This is a genomic window from Mesorhizobium sp. M7A.F.Ca.CA.001.08.2.1 (genome assembly GCF_003998455.1).
GTDB lineage: Bacteria > Pseudomonadota > Alphaproteobacteria > Rhizobiales > Rhizobiaceae > Mesorhizobium > Mesorhizobium ciceri.
Map to the genome: position 1 here is coordinate 1 of NZ_RZPW01000151.1, position 9,982 is coordinate 9,982.

Genomic DNA, 9,982 nt, shown 5'->3' on the forward strand with positions numbered 1-9,982 from the left:
GACGAATTCTGTCATCAAGGGTCTCTGCTTGGTTGCCGGAACATTCGACCGATTTGGGGGCCTGGACAAGGCGATTTGGTCGAGAAAGTGCCGGCGGCACTTTCCGCCGGAGATGGCGATATACTATTTGGCAATAATCTGGCCATGGTGGAGAGGTTATTCTAATCGCTCACGAACTGAAATGAACCCCATGACCGCAACCCACGATCGCGCCCGGTTTCTGATCATCGACGACCATCCGCTGTTTCGTGAGGCGCTGCACAGCGCCGTGCAGATGGCCTATCCGGAAGTCGACACGGTGGAGGCGCGCTCGATCACCGAGGCGCTCGATCTTCTGGCCGATGCCAAGCCGTTCGACCTCGCGCTTCTCGACCTCTCGATGCCCGACGTGCACGGTTTTGACGGCCTGCTGCAACTCCGGACCCGCTATCCGCGCCTGCCCGTGGTGATCGTCTCTGGTTACGAGGAGCCGAAGATCATTTCCGAAGCGCTGTCCTATGGCGCTGCCGGCTTCATCCCGAAATCGGCGCGCAAGAGCGACCTCGCCGCAGCCATCCGCTCGGTGATGGAAGGCGCGATCTATGTGCCGGAGACCTATGAAGGCCGGCCGCCGGACGCCGACAGCGCCGACCGCGCCGACATGGTGCAGCGCCTGTCGACGCTAACGCCGCAGCAACTGCGCGTGCTGCAGATGCTGCGCCAGGGCCTGCTCAACAAGCAGATCGCCTATGAGCTGCAGGTGGGAGAGACCACGGTGAAGGCGCATGTCTCGGAGATCCTGCGCAAACTCAATGTCTACAGCCGCACGCAAGCGGTGATCGAGGTGTCGAAGCTGGACAATGCGGAGTTGTTTCGCGATCAGGCTGGGTTTTGAGCTTTACCCTGCCGTTCAAGGGGAGGGTATGAAGCTAAGCCAGCAAATGCGCCAGCAGCGCCCTTAGTTGGGCCGGCTTCAGTGGCTTGCGCATCAGTTCGATGCCGCCGGAGCGGGCGGCTTTGGCGACCGCTTCCGAACTGTCGGCGGTGACGATCAGCGCCGGCACGGCGCGGCCGAGATAGTCGCGGACTTCGGCGATGGTCGTGGTGCCGAGATCGCCGCCGTCGAGATGCTGGTCGGCAATGACGATGTCGGGCACCCAGTCGGTGTCGCCAAGCATGTCGAGCGCATCGTCGGTCGAGGTCGCGGCCCGCACCAGGCATTGCCAGCGTTCGAGGAGGAAGGTCATGGCCTGCAGCACTTCGATATCGTTCTCGACCAGCAGCACCTTGGTGCCGAACAGGCCATAGCCGCGCGGCCGTTCCATGTCGGCAACGCTGGCGATGGCATCGGCTGGCGCACCGATGCCGACGGGTACATCGATGTGGAAGATCGTGCCGCGTCCGACCTTCGACGAGAATGTCACGGGATGACCGAGCGCGCTGGCCATGCGGCGCACGATGGCGAGCCCGAGCCCGAGACCGCCACCGTCCAGTTCGGCATTGGCCGGCGAGGTGCCGCGGTGGAACTCCTCGAACACCGCCTCGCGCTGGTCGTCGGGAATGCCGCAGCCCGTGTCGGCGACGTCGATGCGGATGGTGTCGCCGCGATGCCTGGTGCCGACAAGCACGCCGCCCGAGCGTGTATAGCCCAGCGCGTTGGAGAGAATGTTCTGCAGGATACGGCGCAGCAGCGTGCGGTCGGAGCGGACCACGGCATGGACCGGCCGGAATTTCAGCGACAGGCCTTTCATCTCCGCCACTGGCAGGAAATCCGAGCGGAGCGACGAGAACAGCGCCTCCAGGCTGACGTCGCTGATGTCGGGCTGCACCACGCCGGCATCGAGCTTGGAGATGTCGAGCAGGGTTCGCAGCAGGTCCTCCATCGTCTCCAGCGAGCGCTCGACCTGCCGCACCAGTTTCTTGCCCTCGTCGCTGGTCTGAACTTCGGCGAGCGCCGAAACCGAAAGGTGGGCGGCATTCAGCGGCTGCAGCACATCGTGACTGGCAGCGGCGAGGAAACGGGTTTTTGACAGGTTCGCCAGTTCGGCGTTTTCCTTGGCGGCACTGAGGTCAATGTTCGACTGCTCCAGCCGCCGCAAGGTCGAGTGAAGTTCCTCGGTACGTGTACGCACCCGGTTTTCCAGCGAGATCGTGGTCTGGAACAGCGAAAAGGCGTTGCCTTGCTGGTCCATCGAGCGCTCGACGCGGCTGACCAGTGCCGCGTTGATCTTCTTCAGCTTTTCAAGATCGTTTATGTCCCTCAGCGGCATCTTGTTGCGCCGTCCTATTCCGCCGCCTGGCGCTCGCCGAAGGCGATGCCGGTGAAAGTCTGGTTCAGATGCATCGACCGGTACTGTTCGCCATAGGTGCCGAAGCCGATGACATTGTTGACCCGGTAGAGTTCCGAGATCTCGCGAAACACCTGCCGATTGCGTGCGTCCAGCCGGCGCAGCACGCAGTCGAAGCCGAGGATCATGTCGATACCGCCAAGCCTCTCCTCGACGTCGCGCAGGGCGGCGCGCGTCGATTCGACCATGTCCTTGGGCTGAGCGATCGACAGCACGACGCCATCGTCTATGGCGCAGAAGAACGACAGCGAGCCGTCGGCATGCATCTTCTGGATCGACCGGCAATAATATTGTCCGCCCACCTTCACCACCACGGGATGCGAGGCGAAGCTCAGTGGCGTCAGCATCTGCGCGACGATACCGACGGACGCGGCATATTCCTGCGCCGCATTGGTGGCGTTGAACTCGCGCACGATGCGGTGATCTGGATCGGAAGCCGTCACCACCAGTTTCTCATCGGTGGGAACGAAATTGTCGGTCTTGAAGACATGGAAGGGAATTTCGGTCGATATCAGCACGATGATGGCGCTGTCGGAGGTGACCTTGCCGTTCGAGATCAGGCGCGTCGTCTCGAATTTCAGATCGTCGCCGGCGGAGCCGCCAAGCAGCGGAATGTCATCGAGACCCCAGTGGATGGCTGAACTCACCGCTTCTTCGGCATAGGAGAGCCCGTCGATGAAGCAGAGCGCGAAAGTGCCTTTGGTCCGATCGCAACCGAGGCGTGCGCGCAGCGATCGCCGCAGGGTCTCGACCTCGCCGGTGATCCTGTCCATACCCGACGAGGACAGATTTTCGACCATCACGCTGACGGCGGTAAACGCGGGGGACGGAAGCAGCATGGCCAGCACATGACCATCCTCGAGACCTTGCGGCGTGATCTCGCCGGCAGTCGAGCAGCCGGCGTGGTGGAGCGCCGGCGCGTGGGTCATGAGCGCCTGGGAAAGGGCGCTGGCTTCGACCAGGCTCTGGGAAAAGAACAGCAGGGCAAAGCCCGCGTCGATGGCGGCTGCTTCCAGTGCGATCGCCTTGGCGAACGCCTCCATGTCGGGCTCGTCCGTGGTGAGCGCCGACAGGCCGCATGCATAGCGCGTCTGTGAATTGGCCAGCGATGTTCTCCGCATTTCCTCCGACGCTTTTTGTGCGCGGCTGTTTTAAATGCTTCTGGCGCGCGGGCGTCGACCGACATTGTTGCCTTCAATCGGCGGTTTGGCAATGGGGCCACCGGCACCGCATGTTTGGGCGCGGCCATGACCGAAAGTACAATGTGCCGCGTTTGCGACGTGCTGTTTTTTGTCCGATGTGCGGTGTACCAATAACGCATGGCCGATGCGCCAACGCCGCGTTGGCAACGTGATGACCAAGGTTGATACCCAGGGAGGGACCATGTCGGACGTTTCGTTGATGGTGAACGGAAAGCGGGTCAGCGGTGCTGCCGAGGACCGAACACTTCTGGTTCACTTCCTGCGGGAAAATCTCGGCCTTACCGGCACGCATGTCGGTTGCGACACCTCGCAATGCGGTGCCTGCGTCGTCCACGTCGACGGCAAGGCGGTCAAATCCTGTACGATGCTCGCGGTGCAGGCCTCCGGCTCGACCGTGTTGACGATCGAGGGCCTGGCCAATGGCGCCGACCTGCATCCGGTGCAGGCCGCCTTCAAGGAACATCACGGGCTGCAGTGCGGCTTCTGCACGCCGGGCATGATCATGACGGCGACCGACATGATCGGTCGCCACCCCGAAGGGCTCGACGAGGCGACGGTGCGTGCCGAGCTCGACGGCAACATCTGCCGCTGCACCGGCTACCACAACATCGTCAAGGCGATCCTCGCCGCATCGACGACGATGAAGGGGTCGAAGGGTAAGGCGAAACAAGCGGCTTGAACGAGGCAGTAGGGCAATAAGGCAGTAGGGCAGTAGGGAATCGGAGCCAATTTTTCCCTACTGCCGTACTGCCCTACTCACCTACTCCCCTACAATCTCGGGAGGAATTTCTGATGGGCATTGAAGGTGTTGGCGCTCGGGTCGCGCGCAAGGAAGACAAACGATTCATCACGGGCGCCGGCCGCTATGTCGACGACATGGTGGTTCCCGGCATGAAGCACGCCGCCTTCGTGCGCAGTCCGCACGCGCATGCGCAGATCAAGAAGATCGATGTGAAGAAGGCCCAAGGCATGCCCGGCGTCATCGGCGTGCTGACCGGCAAGGAACTCAAGGCCGATGGCATCGGCAATCTCATCTGCGGCTGGATGATCCACTCCAAGGACGGCTCGCCGATGAAGATGGGGGCATGGTCGCCACTCGCCTTCGACCGGGTCCGTTATGTCGGTGACGCCGTCGTCATTGTCGTCGCCGAGACCAAGGGGCAAGCGCGTGACGCCGCCGAGGCGGTCGAGATCACCTACAAGGAGTTGAAGGCCGTCGTCGACGCCTCCAAGGCGATGGACAAGGGTGCGCCGCAGATCCACCCCGAAGCGGACAACAATCTGATCTTCGACTGGGACATCGGCAATGCCGACGACACGGAAGCGGCCTTCGGGAAGGCAGCCCATGTGGTCAAGATGGACATCATCAACAACCGGCTGGTGCCTAACGCCATGGAGCCGCGCGCCGCACTTGGCCATTACGACAAGGCCGAGGATCACTACACCTGCTGGACGACCTCGCAGAACCCGCATGTGGCGCGGCTGGTGATGAGCGCCTTCTACAATGTCGCGCCGGAAAACAAGCTGCGCGTGATTGCGCCCGATGTCGGCGGCGGTTTCGGCTCGAAGATCTACATCTATCCCGAAGAGATCGTCTGCCTGTGGGCGTCGAAGAAGACCGGGGTGCCGGTCAAATGGGTGGCTGACCGGACCGAGAGTTTTCTGACCGACGCGCATGGCCGCGACCATCACACCCATGCTGAAATGGCCTTCGACAAGGACCACAGGATCCTCGGCCTGAAGGTCGAAACCCAGGCCAATCTCGGCGCCTATATGTCGCTGTTTTCGTCGGCGACGCCTACCTACCTCTATGCGACGCTGCTGTCGGGCCAGTACAATATCCCGGCCATCCACGCCAATGTGAAGGCGATCTATACCAACACCGCGCCCGTCGATGCGTATCGCGGGGCAGGGCGGCCGGAAGCGACCTTCGTCATGGAGCGCATGATGGAGACGGCGGCCCGCCAGTTCGGCGTCTCGCCGGCCGAGCTGCGGCGCAAGAACTTCGTCACAGCGTTTCCGCATCAGACGCCGGTCATCATGTGCTATGATGCCGGCGACTATGCCGCTTCGCTCGATGCGGCAATGAAGGCGTCGGATTATGCCGGCTTTGCCAAGCGCAAGGCCGCCGCCGCCAAGAAGGGGCTGCTGCGCGGCATTGGCATGAGTTGCTACATCGAAGCCTGCGGCATCGCGCCGTCTGCTGCCGTCGGCTCGCTCGGCGCCGGTGTCGGCCTTTGGGAATCGGCGGAAGTGCGCGTCAACGCGGTCGGCACGATCGAGGTGCTGACTGGCTCGCACAGCCACGGCCAGGGCCATGAGACGACCTTCGCGCAACTGGTCAACGAGCGCTTCGGCGTACCGCTCGATTCGATCTCGATCGTGCATGGCGATACCGACAAGGTGCAGATGGGCATGGGCACCTATGGCTCGCGCTCGGGTGCAGTCGGCATGTCGGCCATCGTCAAGGCGCTCGACAAGGTCGAGGCCAAGGCCAAGAAGATCGCGGCACACCTGCTCGAGGCCGACGAAGGCGATATCGTCATCGAGAATGGCGCGCTGAAGGTCGCCGGCACCGACAAGAACGTGCCGTGGTTCCAGATGGCGCTGGCCGCCTACACTGCCCACAATCTGCCGGGCGGCATGGAGCCCGGGCTGAAGGAGACGGCGTTCTACGATCCGTCGAATTTCACCTTCCCGGCGGGCTGCTATATCTGCGAGGTCGAGGTCGACCCGGAAACCGGCGTCACCGAGATCGTCCAGTTCGTCGCTGCCGACGATTTCGGCAACATCATCAACCCGATGATCGTCGAGGGTCAGGTGCATGGGGGGCTGGCGCAAGGCATCGGCCAGGCGCTGCTCGAAGGCGCCCATTATGACAATAGCGGCCAGCTTTTGACCGCGAGCTACATGGACTACACCATGCCGCGCGCCGGCGATCTGCCGTCGTTCAAGGTCTCGACCTCGAACACGCCATGCCCGGGCAATCCGTTGGGGATCAAGGGCTGCGGCGAGGCCGGCGCCATCGGCTCGCCGCCGGCGGTGATCAACGCCCTCACCGACGCCATCGGCAGCAACGATCTTGCCATGCCGGCTTCGCCGTCCACCGTCTGGGCCGCGATCCGCGCGACGAAACACTGAAAGCGAATAGCGAATAGGGAGTAGCGAATAGGGAAGAGAAGGCGGTGCGACTGGATAGATCCTATTCGCTATTCGCTACTCCCTATTCGCCCATTCACCCAAGGGAGAATTCCATGTACGCAGTCAACTATCACCGCGCCGCCTCGGTCGCCGATGCTGCCAAGCTGGTCAAGACAGGCGACGCCAAGCTGCTTTCGGGCGGTATGACGCTGATCCCGGCGATGAAGACGCGGCTTGCCGCGCCGTCCGACCTTGTCGACCTGTCGCGGATCGCGGAGCTGCAGGGCGTCAAGGTGTCGGGCAAGACCGTCACCATCGGCGCCGCCACCACGCATCACGCCGTTGCCAATGACGAGAAGCTGAAGAAGGCCTGTCCGGCGATTGCCCATCTGGCGTCACTGATCGGCGATCCGGCGGTGCGCCACAAGGGGACGATCGGCGGCTCGATCGCCAACAACGACCCGGCGGCCGATTATCCGGCGGCGCTGCTGGCGCTGGGCGCCACCATTATCACCAACAAGCGCGAGATCGATGCCGACAAATTCTTCAAGGGTCTGTTCGAGACCTCGTTGAAGGAAGGCGAGATCGTCACCGCGGTCACCTTCACCGCGCCGGCCAAGGCGGCCTATGAAAAGTTCCGCAATCCGGCATCGCGCTACGCCATCGTCGGCGTGTTCGTTGCCAAGGGCAAGGATGGCGTCAGCGTCGCCGTCACTGGAGCCGGCGATGACGGCGTCTTCCGCTCGAAGGAGATCGAGGCAGCATTGGCCAAGAATTTCGCGGCCTCGGCACTGGAAGGTGTGAAAGTGCCGGCGAAGAATCTGATGACCGACATCCATGCCTCGGCCGATTATCGCGCCAATCTGATCGCGGTGATGGCCAAGCGCGCGGTTGCGGCAGCCAACGCCTGAGAAACTGTTTGGAAACTCTACTCCGGCGGCCATCTGATGGCGTTTTCTGTGCTTCCGGTGCTCACGTACCAAAAGTACGCTCCGCTCCGGTTCTCGAAACCACCACCATATGACTCGCCAGGGCGAGTTTCGATCAGTCGCAGACAAGGAAAGGGGGCCTCCGTGGCCCCTTTTTTGTCGTGCGGCGGCCTGCATCCGTTCAGTTGCTGCTGGCATGGCCGCCGCACTGCTTGAAGCAATTCCGGCCGATACATCGCCCGGACCTGATCCGGCAGCAATCTCGCACTTGCACAAATTCATATTGCACTGCAATATGGACTGGGCGGGAATGCGAGCTGGGTTCGAAATGTACCGTCGTACCCTTCGCATACCTATTGCGAGAGGATCGGCATGACCGACATTTCCGCGACGCATGTCGTTCCGTCCCGATCCGCCGCCGACAGATCAACCAGAACAAGACTGGCCTATCTCGACGGCTGGCGCGGGCTTTCGATCGCGCTGGTTCTGATCGGCCATTTCTTTCCGGTTCCGGGAATCAATCTTGGCGTGCTGGGCGTCGAATTCTTCTTCGTGCTCAGCGGCCGGTTGATGGGCGAGATCCTGTTCATCGAACGCTACCCGCTGAAAAAATTCTTCAAACGCCGCTTCTCCCGCATCTATCCGGCTCTTCTGGTCTTCGTAGTCGTCGCGATGATCGCGCTCTCCGGCACGTTCCTCGCCTTCAAATGGAAGGCCGCGCTGACGGCGCTGACATTCACCTACAATTATGCCGGCATTCTCGTGGCTCGGGCAGGGGCGCTCGACCATATCTGGTCGCTCTGCATCGAGGAGCACGCCTACATCATCCTGGCGCTGATCAGCGTCATCGTCTCAAGTCGCTCTCGCGTGGTCGTGCTGCTCCTGGCGCTGGCCTTGCTGGCCATGGCCAATGGCGCGGTTTCGTACTGGGTCTTGGGGATGGACTACGAAACCACTTATTGGCGCACGGATGTGCACATCGCGTCGATCCTGCTGTCGGCTTCGATCTGCCTGCTCAAGGCCGACGGCAGGCTGCCGGCGTTTTTGAGAGGCAAGCATGTGGCCCTGGTGGCGACGGTCTGTGCCGTTGTCCTGTTCCTGGATCGGGTGCCGACGCCGATGCACTATCTCTTCGCGGTGCCGCTGCTGGCTCTGGCCGTCAACGCACTCGATTTCAGCCCACGGTATTTTTCCGGATTGCTGTCGTCCTGGCCGATGGCGACGCTGGGGCTGTGGTCGTACTCGCTCTATTTATGGCAGCAGCCGTTCTACAAATTCGTCTATGAGCAAGGCAGCGCGCCGATACCGATGCTGGCCGCGGTCTTCGCTTGCGCGGCCTGCAGCTACTACCTCATAGAGCGCCCGGCGCGCGAATGGCTCAACCGCAACTGGTGAATGCCGTCGTGCCCGGCCAGATGATCGTGAGTGCAGGTGGAGGGATCGCGCTTCGTAAGCAGACAGTCAATTAATTGTTTCTAATCTAACTTTCGGGAAAGCAATGACCTGCTTTCCGATATGGACCAGTCTCATTAGACATTGGTCGTATGGCAGGCATTCCTTATTGCCTCGCCGGCTTACCCGCCTAGTTTGTTCGCAGGACACATCTGAGAAGATGGTTCGAAGACGCATCTGGGAGGATGGAATGGATACGACCGGGGAAAGGGCGGGCGGCTGGCTCGACCGCTCACGCACCGTCGCCGAGCCTGGCTTCAGCAGGTGGATGGTGCCGCCGGCGGCGCTCTGCATCCACCTTTGCATCGGCCAGGCCTATGCGTTCAGCGTTTTCAACTTGCCGATGTCTAAGCTGATCGGCATCACCGACTCGGCGCCCGACGACTGGAAATTGACCGGCCTCGGCTGGATTTTCTCGATCGCGATCCTGTTCCTGGGCATTGCGGCGGCGTTCGGCGGTGGCTGGCTGGATCGCGTCGGTCCGCGCAAAGCCATGGTCGCTTCTGCCTGCTGTTTCGGCGGCGGCTTCATTGTCTCGGCGCTCGGCGTCTATCTGCACCAGTTGTGGATCATCTATCTCGGCTACGGCGTGCTGGGCGGCATCGGTCTCGGCCTCGGCTATATCTCGCCGGTCAAGACGCTGATCACCTGGTTTCCGGACCGGCCGGGCATGGCAACCGGCATGGCGATCATGGGCTTCGGCGGCGGCGCCTTCATCGCCTCGCCGCTGTCGGTTTATCTGATGAAGCTGTTTTCGACGCCTGAGCACATCGGCGTCGCCGAAACCTTCCTGGTGCTGGGCATCGTCTATTTCGTCTTCATGCTGATCGGCGCCGTTATCGTCAGGGTGCAGCCGGAGGGCTGGAGGCCTGCCGGATGGACGCCGCCGGCGGCACAGAATGCGATGGTGACGACGTCCAATGTCCATCTC

Annotated in this window: 8 protein-coding genes; 6 read left to right on the plus strand and 2 right to left on the minus strand. The window is 62.1% G+C overall.

Going from position 1 to position 9,982, the window contains the following annotated elements; genetic code table 11:
- The first annotated feature begins 190 nt into the window (after positions 1-190).
- Entirely contained in the window at positions 191-874 is a 684-nt protein-coding gene (locus tag EN914_RS11670; protein ID WP_024503826.1) for a response regulator transcription factor, read from the plus strand.
- 34 nt (positions 875-908) lie between these two features.
- On the opposite strand, the gene EN914_RS11675 is transcribed toward EN914_RS11670, so the two are convergent.
- Positions 909-2,249, minus strand: coding sequence for a hybrid sensor histidine kinase/response regulator (locus EN914_RS11675; protein ID WP_013531263.1), 1,341 nt, complete (start codon positions 2,247-2,249; stop codon positions 909-911).
- A 14-nt stretch (positions 2,250-2,263) separates the two neighbouring features.
- Complete coding sequence (locus EN914_RS11680; RefSeq protein ID WP_050580471.1) at positions 2,264-3,448, minus strand: FIST signal transduction protein; 1,185 nt, start codon at positions 3,446-3,448, stop codon at positions 2,264-2,266.
- Between the two features lie 262 nt (positions 3,449-3,710).
- Here EN914_RS11680 and EN914_RS11685 point away from each other — a divergent pair, with 262 nt between their 5' ends.
- The 5 genes from EN914_RS11685 to EN914_RS11705 form a co-directional block, all read left to right on the plus strand.
- Positions 3,711-4,208, plus strand: coding sequence for a (2Fe-2S)-binding protein (locus tag EN914_RS11685; RefSeq protein WP_013531265.1), 498 nt, complete (start codon positions 3,711-3,713; stop codon positions 4,206-4,208).
- Positions 4,209-4,321: 113 nt separating this feature from the next.
- Entirely contained in the window at positions 4,322-6,670 is a 2,349-nt protein-coding gene (locus tag EN914_RS11690) for a xanthine dehydrogenase family protein molybdopterin-binding subunit (protein WP_024503828.1), read from the plus strand.
- Positions 6,671-6,783: 113 nt separating this feature from the next.
- Positions 6,784-7,581 (plus strand): xanthine dehydrogenase family protein subunit M, encoded by a 798-nt coding sequence (locus EN914_RS11695; protein ID WP_024503829.1) that lies wholly within the window; start codon positions 6,784-6,786, stop codon positions 7,579-7,581.
- 390 nt (positions 7,582-7,971) lie between these two features.
- Positions 7,972-8,994, plus strand: coding sequence for an acyltransferase (locus EN914_RS11700; protein ID WP_013531268.1), 1,023 nt, complete (start codon positions 7,972-7,974; stop codon positions 8,992-8,994).
- 247 nt (positions 8,995-9,241) lie between these two features.
- On the plus strand, positions 9,242-9,982 hold a 741-nt coding region (locus EN914_RS11705; RefSeq protein ID WP_127389089.1), incomplete at its 3' end, for an MFS transporter.